Annotated in this window: 17 protein-coding genes and 1 tRNA gene; 16 read left to right on the top strand and 2 right to left on the bottom strand. The window is 70.6% G+C overall.

Annotation, left to right across the window (positions count from 1 at the left end; all coding sequences use genetic code 11):
• The first annotated feature begins 1 nt into the window (after position 1).
• The 16 genes from ABT294_RS20395 to ABT294_RS20320 all read left to right on the top strand — a co-directional run bounded on the left by ABT294_RS20395 (position 2) and on the right by ABT294_RS20320 (position 14,179).
• Positions 2–937, top strand: a complete 936-nt coding sequence (locus tag ABT294_RS20395) for a nucleoside triphosphate pyrophosphohydrolase (protein WP_350807591.1) — start codon at positions 2–4, stop codon at positions 935–937.
• Positions 938–1,013: 76 nt separating this feature from the next.
• The gene (locus tag ABT294_RS20390; protein ID WP_350807590.1) at positions 1,014–3,176 is read left to right on the top strand and encodes a protein kinase domain-containing protein; all 2,163 of its coding nucleotides are present in this window, start codon (positions 1,014–1,016) and stop codon (positions 3,174–3,176) included.
• A gap of 53 nt (positions 3,177–3,229) precedes the next feature.
• A complete protein-coding gene (gene eno / locus ABT294_RS20385; RefSeq protein WP_350807589.1) occupies positions 3,230–4,507 on the top strand; it encodes a phosphopyruvate hydratase in 1,278 nt (425 codons plus the stop codon).
• 69 nt (positions 4,508–4,576) lie between these two features.
• Complete coding sequence (locus tag ABT294_RS20380; protein ID WP_350807587.1) at positions 4,577–4,996, top strand: FtsB family cell division protein; 420 nt, start codon at positions 4,577–4,579, stop codon at positions 4,994–4,996.
• Positions 4,986–5,474 (top strand): DUF501 domain-containing protein, encoded by a 489-nt coding sequence (locus tag ABT294_RS20375; RefSeq protein WP_502912081.1) that lies wholly within the window; start codon positions 4,986–4,988, stop codon positions 5,472–5,474. Before ABT294_RS20380 ends, ABT294_RS20375 begins: the two co-directional genes overlap by 11 nt.
• The gene (locus ABT294_RS20370) at positions 5,465–6,421 is read left to right on the top strand and encodes a Ppx/GppA phosphatase family protein (protein ID WP_350807585.1); all 957 of its coding nucleotides are present in this window, start codon (positions 5,465–5,467) and stop codon (positions 6,419–6,421) included. Before ABT294_RS20375 ends, ABT294_RS20370 begins: the two co-directional genes overlap by 10 nt.
• Before the next feature lie 163 nt (positions 6,422–6,584).
• A complete protein-coding gene (locus ABT294_RS20365; protein WP_350807584.1) occupies positions 6,585–8,015 on the top strand; it encodes a hypothetical protein in 1,431 nt (476 codons plus the stop codon).
• Between the two features lie 95 nt (positions 8,016–8,110).
• Positions 8,111–8,437 (top strand): PadR family transcriptional regulator, encoded by a 327-nt coding sequence (locus ABT294_RS20360; RefSeq protein WP_350807582.1) that lies wholly within the window; start codon positions 8,111–8,113, stop codon positions 8,435–8,437.
• On the top strand, positions 8,434–9,357 hold the full coding sequence (locus tag ABT294_RS20355) for a hypothetical protein (RefSeq protein ID WP_350807581.1): 924 nt from the start codon (positions 8,434–8,436) through the stop codon (positions 9,355–9,357). Before ABT294_RS20360 ends, ABT294_RS20355 begins: the two co-directional genes overlap by 4 nt.
• 18 nt (positions 9,358–9,375) lie before the next feature.
• Positions 9,376–10,170, top strand: a complete 795-nt coding sequence (locus ABT294_RS20350; protein WP_350807580.1) for a uracil-DNA glycosylase — start codon at positions 9,376–9,378, stop codon at positions 10,168–10,170.
• A gap of 91 nt (positions 10,171–10,261) precedes the next feature.
• Positions 10,262–11,578 carry an NAD(P)/FAD-dependent oxidoreductase gene (locus tag ABT294_RS20345; protein WP_350807579.1) on the top strand — a complete coding sequence of 439 codons (1,317 nt, stop codon included), beginning with the start codon at positions 10,262–10,264 and terminating at the stop codon, positions 11,576–11,578.
• 82 nt (positions 11,579–11,660) lie between these two features.
• Positions 11,661–12,173, top strand: coding sequence for a glycine cleavage system transcriptional repressor (locus ABT294_RS20340; RefSeq protein WP_350807578.1), 513 nt, complete (start codon positions 11,661–11,663; stop codon positions 12,171–12,173).
• Positions 12,170–12,685, top strand: a complete 516-nt coding sequence (locus ABT294_RS20335; protein WP_350807577.1) for a peptide deformylase — start codon at positions 12,170–12,172, stop codon at positions 12,683–12,685. The genes ABT294_RS20340 and ABT294_RS20335 overlap by 4 nt, the downstream gene beginning before the upstream one ends.
• Positions 12,686–12,734: 49 nt before the next feature.
• Positions 12,735–12,807, top strand: a tRNA-Leu gene (locus ABT294_RS20330).
• Between the two features lie 183 nt (positions 12,808–12,990).
• Positions 12,991–13,779 carry a Bax inhibitor-1/YccA family protein gene (locus tag ABT294_RS20325; protein ID WP_350807576.1) on the top strand — a complete coding sequence of 263 codons (789 nt, stop codon included), beginning with the start codon at positions 12,991–12,993 and terminating at the stop codon, positions 13,777–13,779.
• A gap of 166 nt (positions 13,780–13,945) precedes the next feature.
• Complete coding sequence (locus ABT294_RS20320) at positions 13,946–14,179, top strand: DUF4287 domain-containing protein (RefSeq protein ID WP_350807575.1); 234 nt, start codon at positions 13,946–13,948, stop codon at positions 14,177–14,179.
• Positions 14,180–14,276: 97 nt separating this feature from the next.
• On the opposite strand, the gene ABT294_RS20315 is transcribed toward ABT294_RS20320, so the two are convergent.
• Both ABT294_RS20315 and ABT294_RS20310 read right to left on the bottom strand, forming a co-directional pair.
• Entirely contained in the window at positions 14,277–15,494 is a 1,218-nt protein-coding gene (locus ABT294_RS20315) for an acetyl-CoA C-acetyltransferase (RefSeq protein ID WP_350807574.1), read from the bottom strand.
• A gap of 67 nt (positions 15,495–15,561) precedes the next feature.
• Positions 15,562–16,905, bottom strand: coding sequence for an outer membrane protein assembly factor BamB family protein (locus ABT294_RS20310; RefSeq protein WP_350807573.1), 1,344 nt, complete (start codon positions 16,903–16,905; stop codon positions 15,562–15,564).
• Positions 16,906–16,909 lie beyond the last annotated feature (4 nt).

The raw sequence follows: 16,909 nt of genomic DNA, 5'->3' as shown, positions 1-16,909 counted from the left end.
CGTGCCGCTGATCGTCGTCACCACCTCGCCGCGGGTCCCGCCCGGGCTGCTGAGCCACCAGGCGTGGCAGGCGCTCGGGTCGGGCCGGGTGCTGACCGGCTCCGCCGACCATCCGCAGCTGCCGTACCTGGCGGAGGCGGGCGTCGAGGTGAGCGTGGTCACGCCTGACGCGTCCGCGCTGGCCGGGCAGGCGGTCGGCGAGACGGTGGTGTGGCTGGCCGCCGACGACGACGCGGACTTCATGCGCGCCCTCGGGCACGCCGCGATCGCGCTGGACGAGCCGCCGCTGATCGAGGTGGTCCCCGGCTCCTACGACCTGCCGGGCGCCCGGGTGCTCGACCTGGTCGCGGTGATGGACAGGCTGCGCGTCGAGTGCCCGTGGGACCGCAAGCAGACCCACGAGTCGCTGGTGCCGTACCTGCTCGAAGAGGCCTACGAGGTGCTGGAGACGATCGAGCAGGGCGACTACCCGGCGCTCCGCGAGGAGCTGGGCGACCTGCTGCTCCAGGTCGTGTTCCACGCGCGGGTCGCCGAGGGCTTCGACATGGACGACGTCGCCGCCGGGATCGTGGAGAAGCTGGTGCGCCGCCACCCCCACGTGTTCGGCTCGGTGCGGGCCGAGAGCGCCGACGAGGTCAACGACAACTGGGAGGCCATCAAGGCGGCCGAGCGGGCGTCCAAGGGGAGCGAGTCGCTGCTCGACGGCGTCCCGATGGGCCAGCCTGCGTTGTCGCTGGCCGCCCAGCTCGTCCGGCGGGCGGAACGCGCCGGGGCGCCCGAAGGGTTGGCCGCCGCGGTCGGGCAGGGGGTCGGGCGCGAGCTGTTCGACCTGGTCCGCCGCGCCCAGGAGGCGGGCATCGACGCCGAGGCCGAGCTGCGCGCCGCCGCCCGCGCCTACCGCGACCGGGTGCGGGCCTGGGAGTCGCGCGACCCCTGAGCCCTCTCTCCCCAGATCAAGTAGCGCACCCGCGCGCTGAATGTCAGGATCCTTGGGGCTAAAGGGGGAGATGTGAGTGGTGCAGGTGCGCGAACTGGCTCCGGACGAGCTGCGCGAGATCGGGGGCTACGAGCTGCTCGGCGGTCTGGGCGACGGCGGCCAAGGGTCGGTGTTCCTCGCTGAGGACGCCCGCGGCCGCCAGGTGGCGATCAAGGTGCTGCACGCCCGCCTGCTCGGCGACGAGCGGGCCACGCGGCGCTTCCACCAGGAGATCGTGCTGGCGCAGAAGGTCGCGGCGTTCTGCACGGCCAGGGTGATCGAGTCGGGGCTGGTGGCCGGCCGTCCGTACATCGTGAGCGAGTACGTGCCGGGCCCGTCGCTGCAGGAGCTGGTGTCGAGGCAGGGGCGGCGGACGGGGGGCGCGCTGGAGCGGCTGGCCGTGGGGACCGCCGCCGCGCTGGCCGCCATCCACCGGGCGGGCATCGTGCATCGCGACTTCAAGCCGAGCAACGTGCTCGTCGGCCCCGACGGGCCCAGGGTGATCGACTTCGGCATCGCCAAGGCCGCCGAGGCGGGCACCACGGCGAGCACCGTGGTCGGCACGCCCGCGTACATGGCGCCCGAGCAGATCGCCGGCGAGCCCGCGACTCCCGCCTCGGACCTGTTCGCCTGGGCCGCCACGATGGCGTACGCGGCCAACGGCCGGGCGCTGTTCGCCGGCGAGTCGATCCCGGCGGTCATGCACCGCATCCTGACCGCGGAGCCGGACCTGTCGGGCGTGGCCGAGCCGCTGCGCTCCCTTCTGGCCGCCTGCCTGGCCAAGGAGCCCGCCGACCGGCCCGACGCCGCCGCCGTGCTGCTGTCGCTGCTGGCAGGCACCGGGAACGGCGACGACGACGGCTTCCTGACGCGGGCCCAGCAAGAGGCGGGTTCCGCGCGTCGCTCGGACCAGGACACACGCGCGTACAGCTCGGACGGGGAGGCGGAGCCCGCGCGTCGCTCGGCCCAGAGGGCACGCGCTCGCGGCGTGGACGGGGAGGCGGAGCCCGCCAGGGAACGCGTGGCCGGCACGGACCCGGCGCTCGCCCGCTCCACGGCGCCGCGCCCGGTCACCGGCTCGGCTCGGGCCCGCACTCCTGCCACGGCCGCGGCCCGCGGCCGCCGCGCGATCGTGGCGGGCGGGGTGAGCGTGCTGCTGGTCGGCGGCGTCACGATCGGCCTGCTGTGGCGCAACGGACAGGTGGCCGCCGGAGAGTCGCCAGGGACGGCGCATCCCACCTTCGCCGAGCAGTTCGGCCCCGTGTTCGGCGGCGGCGACCCCGTCACCGCGCTCGCGGTGGGCACGCTGGAGGGCAGGACGGTGGTGGCCGCGGGCGGCCGGAAGGGCGTCGAGTTGTGGGACCCCGTCACCGGCAAGCGCGTGGCCACCACGCCGAAGGCCGCGAAGGACGTCGCCTCGCTGGAGTTCGTCGAATGGCCGGACGAGGCCGCCGGCACGAGCGCGGCCGCTCCGGAAGGCACGGCCAAGGTCGCGCCCGCGGGCACCACCTCGCTCGCCTGGACCAGCGGCGACGGCCAGGTGTGGCACTGGTTCCCGAAGGGCGAACGGTCGCCCAACGGCTTCGCCGCGTGCCGGGGCGAGGCGCGCCTGACGGTCGTGCGGCGCGCGGAGGGCCCCGCCGCGGTGGTCGGCTGCGCGGACGGGATGGTGCAGCCATGGGACCTCCAGACGGCGACGAAGTCCGGCAGGTTCTTCAAGGCCGGCCGCCAGATCACCGGCCTGGCCGCGCCGGAGAGCGGGACGGTCGCCGTCAGCGCGCCGGGTGGCGGAGTCCAGATGGTCCACCCGTGGGACAAGGCCAAGGGTGTCCGCTTCCCCACGCGGGGCGAGGTCCTGCGGGTGGCCGCCCGTTCCGGCCAGCCGCTCGCCGTCGTCGTCCGGGGCGCGGGCGCCGACCTGTACGACTACCGGAGCGGCAAGCTCACCTGCAGGATCGCGGCCCCCGGCCTCACCGACGTGGCCGTCGCCGAGGCGAACGGTCGCGGCCTGGTCATCGGCGCCGGGCGCGGCCTGCAGGTGTGGGACGCGGCCACCTGCCAGCCGGAGGAGGCGCTGCTGCCGGACTCGGACGACAGCAAGGTCACCGCGTTGGCCGTGGGCGTCGTGCAGGGCAAGCAGGCCGCGGTCGCGAGCGTCGGCGGCAAGATGCGGGTCTGGAGCCTCGAACTGACCCAGTAGCCGTACCGATAGGCTCTGAAGGCATATTGCCTTTCGATTTAGGAGCGCATCCCGTGGCTACCATCGAGGTCGTTTACGCTCGCGAGATCCTCGACTCCCGGGGCAACCCGACGGTCGAGGTCGAGGTGGTCCTCGACGACGGCAGCAGTGGCCGCGCGGCCGTGCCGAGCGGCGCGTCCACCGGCCAGTTCGAGGCCGTTGAGCTGCGCGACGGCGGCGACCGGTACGGCGGCAAGGGCGTGGAGAAGGCCGTGCTCGCCGTCACCGACGAGATCTTCGACGAGATCCACGGCGTCGAGGCCGAGGACCAGCGCATCGTCGACCAGACCATGATCGATCTTGACGCGACGCCGAACAAGTCCAAGCTGGGCGCCAACGCCATCCTGGGCGTCTCGCTGGCCGTGGCCAAGGCCGCCGCCGACAGCGCCGACCTGCCGCTGTTCCGTTACGTGGGCGGGCCGAACGCGCACGTGCTGCCCGTGCCGATGATGAACATCCTCAACGGCGGCGCGCACGCCGACACCAACGTCGACATCCAGGAGTTCATGATCGCGCCGATCGGAGCCGAGTCGTTCCGCGAGGCCGTGCGCATGGGCACCGAGGTCTACCACGCGCTCAAGAGCGTGCTGAAGGAGAAGGGGTACGCCACCGGCCTGGGCGACGAGGGCGGTTTCGCCCCGAACCTGCCGTCCAACCGCGACGCCCTCGACCTGATCCTGGTCGCCATCGAGCGCGCCGGTTACACCCCCGGCGCGGACATCGCGCTGGCCCTGGACGTGGCCGCGTCCGAGTTCCACAAGGACGGCGTCTACACCATCGACGGCAAGGGCCTGTCGGCGCAGGAGCTCATCGCCTTCTACGCCGAGCTGGTCGAGGCCTACCCGCTCGTCTCCATCGAGGACCCGCTCGACGAGGAGGACTGGCAGGGCTGGAAGGCCATCACCGAGGCCCTCGGCGACAAGGTCCAGCTCGTCGGCGACGACCTGTTCGTCACCAACCCCGAGCGGCTGGAGCGCGGCATCAAGGAGGGCACCGCCAACGCGCTGCTCGTCAAGGTGAACCAGATCGGCACCCTGTCCGAGACCCTCGACGCCGTCGAGCTGGCCCACCGCAGCGGCTACCGGTGCATGATGAGCCACCGTTCCGGCGAGACCGAGGACACCACCATCGCCGACCTGGCCGTCGCGGTGAACTGCGGCCAGATCAAGACCGGCGCCCCGGCCCGCTCCGACCGCGTGGCCAAGTACAACCAGCTGCTGCGCATCGAGGAAATTCTCGACGATTCCGCCCGTTACGCGGGTCGCGGGGCTTTCCCGCGCTTCCAGCGCTAGTTTCGGGTACGGCTTGCGGCGCGCATCCGCCGCAAGCCGTACAGAAGCGGACATGGGGGGTGTACGGCATTGGCGAAGAGACCGCAGCTGACCGGACGGGCCGCGATTCTCGCGGTCGTGGTGTGCGCGATCGCGATGAGCCTGGCCTACCCTGTGCGCGAGTACATCGCCCAGCGCCGGGCGATCCTGGCACTCCAGGAGGAGCGGGCGGGGGTGGAGGCCGAGCGGCAGGAGCTGCTCAGGCAGGCGCAGCAGATCCGCGACCCGAACTGGATCAAGCGCACGGCCAAGGAGCAGCTGCACTACTGCGGGCCGGGTGAGAAGTGCTTCGTGGTGATGGACTCCGACCCGGGCACCGGCCAGGCGGCCGTGAAGCAGGCGGTCGAGCCTCCGCCGTGGTACCAGACACTGTGGCAGTCCGTTCAGGCCGCCGACACCGGCCGGGGCCAGAGAGCGGGCACAGGGGAGAAAGAGACTGTTGGAAAGTAGCGACGTGGAGGCGGTCGAGCGGCAGCTCGGGCGCCCGCCCAGAGCGCTGCGCGGGGTGGCTCACCGCTGCCCGTGCGGCAACCCCGACGTGGTGGAGACCGCGCCACGGCTGCCCGACGGCTCGCCGTTCCCCACCCTGTACTACCTGACCTGCCCGAAGGCGGCCTCCGCGATCGGCACGCTGGAGGGGTCGGGCCTGATGCGGGAGATGCAGGCCAGGCTCGCCACCGACCCCGACCTGGCCGCCGCCTACCAGGCCGCGCACGACGACTACCTCGCCAGGCGCGACAAGGCCGCCCAGGAGGAGGGCATGGCCCCGCTGCCGCCCGACATGCAGAGCACCGGCGGCATGCCGCACCGGGTGAAGTGCCTGCACGCGCTCGTCGCGCACGAGCTGGCCGCGCCCGGCGCCAACCCGATCGGACGGGAGGCGCTCGACGCCCTCCCCGAGTGGTGGAGCGACGGGCCATGCGTGTAGCCGCCATCGACTGCGGCACCAACTCGGTGCGCCTGCTGGTCGCCGACCTCGGCGGCGAGGAGCTGGTCGAGGTCGAGCGCCGGATGGAGATCGTCCGGCTGGGCCAGGGCGTCGACCGCACCGGCCGGCTGGCGCCCGACGCGCTGGAGCGGACGTTCGCCGCCATGCGCGGCTACCGCGAGCTCATCGACCGGCACGGCGCGAGCGCCACCAGGGTGGTGGCGACCAGCGCGACCCGCGACGCGGCCAACCGGCACGAGTTCGTCGACGGCGTGCGCGAGATCTTCGGGGTCGAGCCGGAGGTGATCAGCGGCGCGGAGGAGGCCGAGCTCTCCTTCGAGGGGGCGACCAAGGGGCTGGCCCGGCTGTCGCCCGAGACCGGCATGCCGGAGGGGCCGCTGCCGCCGTACCTGGTCGTCGACATCGGCGGCGGCTCGACGGAGTTCGTGGTCGGCTCCGAGCACGTCTACGGGGCGCTCTCGGTCGACATCGGCTGCGTCCGGCTGGCCGAGCGGCACCTGCGCGACGCGGGCGACCCGCCGTCGGCGGCGGCGCTGGAGGCGGTGGTGGCCGACATCGAGGCCGCGCTCGACAGCGTGTCGGAGGCGGTGCCGGTGGGCGACGCGCACACTCTGGTGGGGCTGGCGGGGTCCGTGACGACGATCGCGGGGATCGCGCTCGGGCTGCCCGCCTACGATCCGGAGCGGATTCATCACTCACGGATCGGCGCCGAGCAGGTTCACGAGGTGACGCGGCGGCTGCTCGCGATGACCCATGGTGAACGAGCCGCGATACCCGTCATGCATCCCGGGCGAGTCGACGTGATTGGCGCGGGGGCCCTGATTCTGGACCGTATCGTCAGGCGTTTTGCGTTTGCGCAGGTCGTGGTCAGCGAACACGACATCCTCGACGGTATTGCCCTGTCTATCGATCAGAAAAGTCGCTAAATCCGGACATTTCCGGTGTTTGCCTGTGTTGAGTGTGCAATCAGTTTTATGATTAGGTAAAGGGGCATTACGGGGGCTTTGCCATATCGCCGTGCACGGAAGGTGCCGGCGTGGCGACCGTTCCCGAGCGCGTCTTTTCCCTCACGGAATGGAGCACTCTCACATGAAGTCCGTTGTGTTAGCACGTAAGGCGGCGGCGTTCGGCGCCTCCACCGCCGTGCTGGCCGCCATGGTGACGGGGCTGATGGCCACCTCCGCCCAGGCGGCGACGACGACCTCGGCGGCCAAGGCCACCCCGGCCACGGCCGCCAAGGCGAAGACCAGGGTCTCGGTCTCCACGCCCAAGGCGTCGAGCGGCGACTACCAGGGGTCCTGCCCCGTCGACGTCAAGCTGTCGTCGACGATCAAGGTCAAGCTCTCGGGCAAGACCGAACTCGCCTACCGCTGGCTCCACGGTGACGGGTCCAAGGGCAAGGTCAAGGTTGTCAAGCTCAAGGGCCACGGGACCAAGTCCATCAAGGTCAGCGAGACGCTGTCCTTCAAGGACGACGTCAAGGGCTGGGAGGCCATCCAGGTCCTCGGTCCGCGCAAGGTGACGTCCAAGAAGGGCTACTTCTCGGTCTCCTGCGTCGACATCGGCAACAGCCACAACGACAAGGACGTGTCGATCTCCGCCCGCGCCTGGGCGGACCCCGACTCGTACGTCGGCCCGTGTACTCCTGGCGACAAGATCGACTTCGTTGGTCTGATCAAGACCGACCAGCCGACCTGGGTCAGGTACCGCTGGGTGCTCAACGGTGACGTCGTCGACTACGGCCGGGTCAAGGTGTGGAACACGCGGAAGGTGGCCTTCGGCCTCTCCCCGCGCCACAGCCAGCGCGGCTCGGCTGTCCTGGAGATCCTCGGCCCCGACCGCACCGTGTCCAACCGGGCCTACTACAAGGTCTGGTGCAAGTCCGAGGCTCCGTCCGACAGGGTTTCGGTCTCCAACCTGGTGACCGGCACCAACAACGACGGCTGCAAGGTCGGCGCGCACGCCACCCTCAGCTCGACCGGCCCCGCGCGGGTCCGCTGGGTGTGGTCGGTCAACGGCGACTCCGTCCTCAGGGGCGAGAGCGTGTTCCGTGACCGCGGCTCCGAGACCATCGACCTGCCGGACCGCGTGCTCACCGGCGACGCCACCAAGGGCGGCAAGGTCACGCTGACGGTCTTCGGGCCGAACAACAGCGACTCGATCACGCAGTCCTACGCCGCGTGCGAGGCGCCGAAGCCCAACGTGACGGTCTCGTCCGTGGCCGTGGCGGGTCAGCGCAACGACATGTGCGCCGACAAGCGTGGCCCCGGCGTCGACTTCAAGGCGACGATCTCCAGCTCCGCCCCGACCACCGTCAAGTACTACTGGGTGGTCAACGGCAAGCGCGAGATGCCCGACCTGGAGCGTCAGGTCAACGGCAGCGTGGACGTGACCTGGGGGATCGGAGGCACCCACGGTGCCTCGGAGACCACCGGCTCCGTTCAGCTCGTCGTGTTCAGCCCGGACAACGTGTCCTCGGGTGCGACCACCTTCGCGGTGACCTGCCCGCCCAAGGCCTGAACAGCCTGAATCGCGTGAACTGAACCGGGTGGTGCCTTCGGGCGCCACCCGGTTTCTTGTTGGCGCTACTTCGCTTTGCACAGTAGTGTGCATGCATGGATAGCAGCCAGCTCCTCAAGGGCGTGCTCGACCTGGCCGTGCTGGCCGTGCTCAACGAGCGCGACGGCTACGGCTACGACGTCGTGCGCAGGCTCAGGGAGGCCGGCCTCCACGACGTGGGCGACGCGTCGGTGTACGGCACGCTGCGCCGCCTGTTCAAGGCGGGAGCGCTCAACTCCTATGTGGTGGCCTCCGACGAAGGTCCGCACCGCAAGTACTACGGGCTCAACGACGTCGGCCGGAGCATGTACGCCTCGTCGGCCAGGACCTGGGCCTCGTTCTCAGCCACGATGGATTCCCTGCTCAAGGAGGGGCACGCATGACCACGCCCGACGCGTACGCACAGGCCGTCCGGGATGCTCTCGCGGAACACCCCGAGCGGGAGGAGTTGCTGGAGGACCTCGACGACCACCTGGCCGAGATCGCGGCCGAGTCGGACGTGCCGCTGGAGGAGCGGCTCGGGCCGCCGGAGGCGTACGCGGAGGAGCTCGTGGCCGCCTACGGGGGCCGGCCGTCGAGCCGCCAGAGGGGGCGTGTCCGCGTCCGGGAGCGGGTGAGGGCTCTGCACGTGCTGATGCTGGGTTCCGCGCCCTACAGCCGTCTGGTGGCCTTCCTGCCCGAGCTGCGGCCCGGGTGGTGGGTGCTGCGCGGCTACCTGCTGACCATGCTCGTGTTCTCGGCGGTCTACAACGGCAGGCTCGTGCCGGAGAACGTGCTGGAGTGGGTCGCGGTAGGGGTGGGCATCTGGGTCTCGGTCTGGTTCGGCAGCCGGGCGCGCGGGCGGATGCTGATGCCGTTCGTGGTGGCCGTCAACGCGGTCGCCGCGCTGACGCTGATCGGCGGGTTTATGGGGATCGCCGAGGATTCGGAACGGCTCGACGCCTACAACTCCTCCGACTCTTCGCAGGTGACCATGGCGACCGTGTCGGCGCCTGGCGACGAGGTCTACAACATCAAGCCGTACGCCAAGGACGGCACCCCGCTGACCGACGTCTACCTCTACGACCAGGACGGCAAGCCGGTCACCACCAACCCGGAGTTCTACGGGTACAAGGTCGACCGCTCGTGCGGCGAGCCGATTCTCAACCGCTACCCGCTCCCGCTGGTCGCCGACGAGGGCGCGGACGAGTCGACCACCGCGCTCGCCCCGCCGAGCTGCCCGACGGCCAAAGCGACGGACGCCCCGCCGGTCAAGCCCATGGAGAGCCCGTCGCCGGTGCCGACGCCGTTGAAGTCCCGGTGATCGGGCAGCATCGGTGTCATGAGCTTCGTACCTCCTGGCACCGGCTGGCCCGGCGACCCTGCGACCGCTGACACCCCGGTCGCCCACGACCCCGTGGACGTGCGCCGTCTCGCCGCCACCAGCGGCACCCTCGCGGAGCTCACGGCCAGGCAGTCCGTCTGCCGTGCCTGCCCGCGTCTGGTGGAGTGGCGGGAGGACGTCGCCGAGGTGAGGCGGCGCGCGTTCATGGACGAGACGTACTGGGGCCGTCCGGTTCCCGGCTGGGGGGACGAGCGGCCGCGGGTCCTGCTCGTGGGCCTGGCCCCGGCGGCGCACGGCGGCAACAGGACCGGCCGGATCTTCACCGGCGACCGCAGCGGCGACTGGCTGTTCGCCTCGCTGTACCGCGTGGGGCTGGCCGCGCAGGAGACGAGCACGCACGCCGGTGACGGGCAGCGGCTCATCGGCGCGCGGGTGCTGGCGTCGGTGCGGTGCGCGCCACCCGCCAACAAACCGACCCCGGAGGAGAGGGCGGCCTGCTTCCCGTGGCTGTCGCGGGAGCTGGCCCTGGTGGCGCCGAGCGTGCGGGTGGTGGTGGCGCTGGGCGGGTACGCCTGGCAGGCCGTCTGGCCCGCGCTGAGGGACGCGGGGTACGCGCTGCCGCGCAGTAGGCCGCCGTTCGGGCACGGCGCGGAGGTCGGCGTCGAGTACGAGGGAACGCCGGTGACCCTGCTGGGCTGCTACCACCCGAGCCAGCAGAACACCTTCACCGGGAAGGTGACCGCCGAGATGCTCGACGCGCTCTTCTCCAGGGCCAGGGAGTTGGCGGTGTGACGCGCTGCATGCTCTCCGCATTGGCTTTCCGGACCCATCTGACATAGGCTTGTGAATGCTTTCACAAGCTCCACGAGGGATGGTCCTCAAGATGAACAAGCACATCTTGATCGTCGGCGGTGGTTACGTCGGCCTCTACACGGCGCTCCGGCTCCAGCACAGACTCCGCGGCCAGCTGCGCGACCGCTCTGTGCGCATCACCATCATCGACCCTCAGTCCTACATGACCTACCAGCCGTTCCTCCCGGAGGCGGCGGCGGGCAACCTGTCGCCCCGGCACGTGGTCGCGCCGCTGCGGCGGATCCTGCCGAAGGTGCAGGTTCTCAACGGCACGGTCACCAAGGTGAACCACTCCGCGCGGACCGTCACCTTCCAGCCAGCGGAGGGTGAGCCGCGCGAGGTGGCCTACGACGTGATCGTGATGGCCGCGGGGTCGATCTCGCGGACGCTGCCGATCCCCGGCCTCACCGACATCGGCATCGGCTTCAAGACCGTGGGCGAGGCCATCGCGCTGCGCAACCGGGTGCTGCACCTGCTCGACGTGGCCGAGTCGACCGAGGACCCCGAGGTGCGCCGCAGGGCGCTGACGTTCGTGGTGGTCGGCGCCGGCTTCGCGGGCGTCGAGGCGCTCGCCGAGCTGGAGGACATGGCCAAGCACTCCACCCGCTACTACCGCAACATCAGGCCCTCGGACATCCGCTGGGTGCTGGTGGAGGCGACGAACCGGGTGCTGCCCGAGGTCGGCCCCGAGATGGGCAAGTGGACGCTGGAGCAGCTGCGCGAGCGCGGCATCGAGGTGAAGCTGGAGACCCGGCTGGAGTCGTGCGAGGGCGGCCACGTCGTGCTCTCCGACGGCTCGGAGTTCGACGCCGAGACCCTCGTCTGGACCGCCGGGGTCAAGCCCAGCCCGGTCGTCAAGGACGCCGACCTGCCGCTCGACGAGCGCGGCCGGATCAAGACCACGACCATGCTGACCATCGCGGGGGTCAAGGACGCCTTCGCCGCCGGCGACGCCGCCGGGGTGCCCGACGTGACCAACCCGGGCCAGTACTGCGCGCCCAACGCCCAGCACGCCGTCCGCCAGGCCAAGGTGCTGGCTGACAACATCGTCCGGCACCTGCGCGGGGAGAAGCTGGTCGATTACCGCCACAAGTATGTCGGATCGGTGGCCGGACTGGGCCTGCACCAGGGGGTCGCCAACGTCTATGGCGTCAAGCTTCGCGGATTCCCTGCGTGGTTCATGCACCGCACCTACCATCTGTCGCGGGTGCCGACGCTGAACCGCAAGGTCCGTGTCGTCGTCGACTGGACCCTAGCGCTGTTCTTCAAGCGGGAGACCATCTCCCTGGGCGAGATGGAACACCCGCGCGACGGCTTCAGGGCCGCCGTGGCGACGATGCGCCGCTAGTCGAGGAACGGCACCGCCCCGGCGCGCTCGCGCCGGGGCGGTTCTCGGTCACCCCTGGCACAGGGAGAAAGGGGTCGATCGGGTGGGGCTATCAGCGGTGACCGTGCTCGGCGTGGACAGGCCCGGCGTGATCGCCGCAGTCACCGGCTCACTCGCTGACTGCGGGGCGAACATCCAGGACTCGACGATGACGCTGCTCGGCGGCCACATCGCGATGATGCTGCTGGTGTCGGGCGATCTGAGCGCCGACGAGCTGATCGAGAAGGTCTGCGCCCGCGACCTGGTGGTGACCGCCTCCGCCGTGGCGGCCAGCCGCCACTTCGGCCTCCGGCCGAGCGGCCTCGGCTACGTGCTGACCGTGCACGGCCCCGACCGGCCCGGCATCATCTCCGCCATCAGCGCCGTGCTCGCCGAGGTCGGCGGGAACATCACGGGCATGAGCACGCGGCTCACCGGCCGGCTCTACGTCCTGATCGCCGACGTGGAGCTGCCCGAGGACGTGGACGTGTCCGCGCTCATGCGCAGCCTGGCCGCGGTCGGCTCCGGGCTGGAGTCGGACATCACCTTCCGCCCCGTCGAGCCGGATCTGCTGTGAAGGGGACCGCCAGGGAGGTCCTGGACGCTCCGCACCCCGTGCTGTCGGCTCAGGCCGAATCGGTGGACCCCGCCGACCCCAGGGTGGTGGCCGCCGCCGCGGACCTGCTCGCCACCCTGCGCGGCGAGCTGGGCACCACCGGCCTGGCCGCCCCCCAGATCGGCCTGAGCTGGCGGCTGATCGCCTTCGACGCCGGCGGCCACCCCCAGACCCGCTCGTGGGCCGGCGAGCTCGTCGTGGTCAATCCTCGCCTCACGCAGGCCGCACGCTGGCACGACGGACGCGAGGGGTGCGCGTCGGTCGCCGGGCTCACCGCCGAGGTGCCGCGTGCAACGAGAATCACGCTCCTTGGACGATTGCCAGGAACCGGAGAAGCCGTCACCATCGAGGCCGATGCGTACGAAGCCCGGTGCATTCAGCACCAACTGGACCATCTTGACGGGGTGTTGTTCCTGGACAGAGTGCCAGGAGCCCTATCACTTCACCGCAGACCTCACAGTTGTGACTCCTGATGCGAAGTTGTGCTCCTCGGAAGCATGGTCCGTTTCGTATGATTGCGGCGCCCCCGTAGCCCAATGGCAGAGGCAAACCCCTTAAAAGGGTTGCGATGCGGGTTCGAATCCCGCCGGGGGCACGACCGCAACCTCTTTATGGCCCTTCCTGTGACGTACGGCCCGCCATCCAATACGGGGAGTGAGAACGGCCTCGATGACCTTGGGAACTCCCGGCCCGGCCCGTTCGTTGTCGAATCCCAGATCTGGCGTGAGTTGACCTAGGTGGCGGCCGGTCCAACAGGCTCGCCGCACAGGAGGCATCGATGGAGAGCAAGAACCCCGTATTCAGCCGGTCACGGCCCGACATGGGCTGGGCGCCTCCGGCACCCACGCCCGACCAGCTGCAGAACATGTACGACTCCCCGTCGTACGCACCCCCGGTCCGCCCCGCCTACCGGGCGATGACCATCGATGACGTCGTCGTCCGTGGCTTCATCACCCTCGGCACGCTGGTGCTGACCGCGGCCGTCTCCTGGTACCTGAAGGTGCCCGGCAGCTTCGCCATCGGGGCGGCCCTGATCGCGCTGGTGCTCGGACTGGTCGCCTCGTTCAAGCAGAGCACCAACCCGGCGCTCATCCTCGCGTACGCGGCCTTCGAGGGCGTCTTCCTCGGCGTGGTCAGCCGGACCTTCGACTACGTCTTCAACGGAGTCGTGCTCCAAGCGGTGCTCGGCACCGCGCTGGCCTTCGGCGCGGTCCTCGCCGTCTACGCGCTGCGGGTCGTCAGGGTCACGCCGAAGCTGGTCAGGTACGTGGTCGCCGCCGGTTTCGCGGCCCTCGGCCTGGTGCTGGTCAACCTGATCGTCGGCATCTTCGTCGACGGCGGCCTCGGCCTGCGCACCGACTCCCCGATCGGCTGGATCTTCAGCGTCGCGATGATCCTCATCGGCTGCTTCTTCCTGCTGCTCGACTTCGACGCGATCGAGCAGGGCGTCCGCCAGGGCGCCCCCGAGAAGTTCGCCTGGCAGTGCGCGTTCGGGCTCACCCTGAGCCTGGTGTGGATCTACCTTGAGGTGCTGCGCTTCGTCAGCTACTTCACCAGTAGCGACTGACCTCCTCGCACACAAGATCGAGAGCCTCGCCGGATCCGGCGGGGCTCTCTGTCTTTGGGCAACCGAAAATCTACGTCCGGTAACGAATTGGCCCCAGCTTGGGGCTTGCCATTCGCGTAGCCGTGTTGCAGTGTCGAGCAAAGGACCTTAATCCGTGGAGGTGCCCATGTCCTTGAACCACTCACCGGAGACGCAGACGAAGCTGATCGCAAGGGTCCCAACGATAACGGGACGCGAACTCCCAGAGTGGTTCCTAGCCATCGACAACGGCCCGTCCTTCCTGCGTTGCGACGAGCGCGCCAACTGGCTCGCCGACGAGCACGGGCTGTCGCACGGCTACGCCGCCGCGATCGTGCACGAGCACGAGCGGCACCGTCGTAACCGCATGGGCTTCATCTAGGCCCATCCATCCCCGCGCCCGTGCCTCCGGTACGGGCGCGGCGTCATGCTCCACGGACCCGAGGCCGGGCCCCGCCGATCGCGGGGCCCGGCCTCTGTCAGCTCAGGCGCTCGAGGATCATGGCCATGCCCTGGCCGCCGCCCACGCACATCGTCTCCAGCCCGATGCTCTTGTCGTGGTGCTGCAGGCTGTTGATCAGCGTGGACGTGATGCGGGCCCCCGTCATGCCGAACGGGTGGCCGACCGCGATCGCGCCGCCGTTGACGTTCAGCCGGTCGAGGTCGATGCCGAGGTCGCGGTAGGAGGGGATGACCTGGGCGGCGAACGCCTCGTTGATCTCCACCAGGTCGACGTCCTCGATCGCCATCCCGGCCCGCGCCAGCGCCTGCCTGGACGCCTCCACCGGCCCGAGCCCCATGATCTCGGGCGACAGCCCCGTGACGCCCGTCGAGACGATGCGGGCGAGCGGAGTGATGCCCAGTTCGGCGGCGCGGACGTCGCTCATCACGACCACCGCCGCCGCGCCGTCGTTCAGCGGGCAGCAGTTGCCGGCCGTGACCGTGCCGTCAGGGCGGAAGACCGGATTGAGCGCCGCGACGGCCTCGTACGTGGTGCCCGCGCGGGGGCCGTCGTCCTTGCTGACCACGGTGCCGTCGGGCAGCGTGGCGGGGGTGATGTCCTTCTGCCAGAAGCCGTCGGCGAGCGCCTTCTCGGCCAGGTTCTGTGAGCGCACGCCGAACTCGTCCTGCTCCTGGCGGGTGACGCCCTTGAACTGGGCGACGTTCTCGGCGGTCTGGCCCATCGCGATGTAGATGTCGGGGACGACGCCGTCGGCGCGCGGGTCGTGCCAGGTGTGGCCGCCCTCGGCGAAGGCCGCGGTGCGGGCCGTGGCCTCGGAGAAGATCGGGTTCTGGGTGTCGGGCAGGGAGTCGGAGCTGCCCTTCACGAACCGTGAGACCGTCTCGACCCCGGCCGAGACGAACACGTCGCCCTCGCCCGCCTTGATCGCGTGGAACGCCATCCGGGTGGTCTGCAGGGACGACGAGCAGTAGCGGGTGATGGTGGTGCCGGGCACGTTGTCGAGGCCCAGCATCACGGAGACCACGCGGGCCATGTTGAAGCCCTGCTCGCCACCGGGCAGGCCGCACCCGAGCATGATGTCGTCGATCGTGGCGGGGTCGAGCTGGGGCACCTTGCCCAGCGCGGCCTGGATCATCTGCACGGTCAGGTCGTCCGGGCGGATGTCCTTGAGCGAACCCTTGAAGGCGCGTCCGATGGGCGAACGCGCGGTCGCGACGATGACTGCCTCGGGCATGGCGGCCCCTCCTTTGTCAGCACTCACCAGAACTATATTTCAGTGCCGTCGGGAGGCCGGCGAGCGGTCAGCCGTACATGCCCGGAGCGGTGGCGGTGCCGTCGTCGGTGGCGTGCACCGCGCCCTTCTCGTCGCGCCACACCCGCCAGCCGTTCTGGCTGCCCGTGAACCACGACGGCGGAGCCGAGGAGGTGGGCACCCGCTTGCCGGTGGCGAGGTCGTACTCGCAGAGCGCGGCCACCGAGTAGAAGCCGGCGGCCTGCCCGCGCAGGGGGAGCGGCTTCGGGTCGGTGACGCAGAACGACCAGCCCTGCTCCTCGTCGGCCGGGACGGACTGGCCGGTGGCCAGGTCGAAGGCGGTGCCCTTGGTGTCGTGCTTGAGGAAGCCCAGCTTGTCCATGCGCTCGGGGAAGGCCAGCCACCAGCCGGAGCCGGGAACCTGGGTCGAGGTGATCTGGCCGATCACCCGGCCGGTCGCGGAGTCGAGCCTGGCGAAGCCGCCGTAGGCCCCCTGCTGGTCGACCGGGCGGACGACGGGCGCGAAGCCGGGGTTGCCGCTGGGGTAGACGCGGACCACGGAGGGGCGCAGCCAGTTGATCGTGCCGTCGGCGATCTTGAGCGAGAACAGGCCGAAGGTGGAGACCTTCTTCGTCTGCGGGTTGGTATAGGGCGCCACGTAACCGATGAGGTTGCCGCCGGTGGCGCCGAAGGCCCAGCCGCCCGACAGGTCGATGCCGGGGCCGAGGGCCTGCTCGATGGGCTGCTGCCACTGGAGCTTGCCGGACCTGAGGTCGTACGACTCGATCATCGGGTGGGACGCGAGGCGCAGCAGCAGGACCCGTTCGGCGTCGGACCACTCGACCTCGGCGATGCCGGGCAGCTTCCAGAGCAGCTTGCCGGTCTTCGGGTCGAGCACCACCACACGGGCCTTGGCCAGCGCGGTGTGCTCCGGCAGGCAGATGTACGGGCCGCAGCGCTGCGGGCCGAACGTCGAGTGGATCGGCCTGGTCCACCTCTGCCGGCCGGTGCGCGCGTCGCGGGCGACCAGGGTGGCGTTCCAGTGGTCCTTCTTGGACGGATCGAGCGCGACCACGACGGCCTCGCCCTTGCCGGTCTCGACGACGGCGGGGGCGGAGACGCCCATGCCGGACAGCCTGCCCGCCATCGTGGCGGGGTGGGCCCAGAGCGTGCGGCCGTCGCCGAGGTCGAGGGCGACGGTTTCGAGGGTGCCGTCGGCCTTCATGGAGGTGGTGGTGACGACGCCGCCTGCCACGACCATGCGGCTGACCGCGTTGATCTCGGTGTTCTGCCAGGTCGGGAATTCGGCTGTGGCCGCGTCGCTGCCGGAGCACCCGGTCAGGGCGAGGGTTCCTGCGAGTGCGAGGGCCGGTTTCGCGAGAGGGCGGAGCACGGGC

The sequence above is a fragment of the Nonomuraea sp. NPDC000554 genome, assembly GCF_040300065.1.
Lineage (GTDB): Bacteria > Actinomycetota > Actinomycetes > Streptosporangiales > Streptosporangiaceae > Nonomuraea.
The sequence above is the reverse complement of the archived record's forward strand: the minus strand, read 5'-3'. Positions and strand labels throughout refer to the sequence as shown.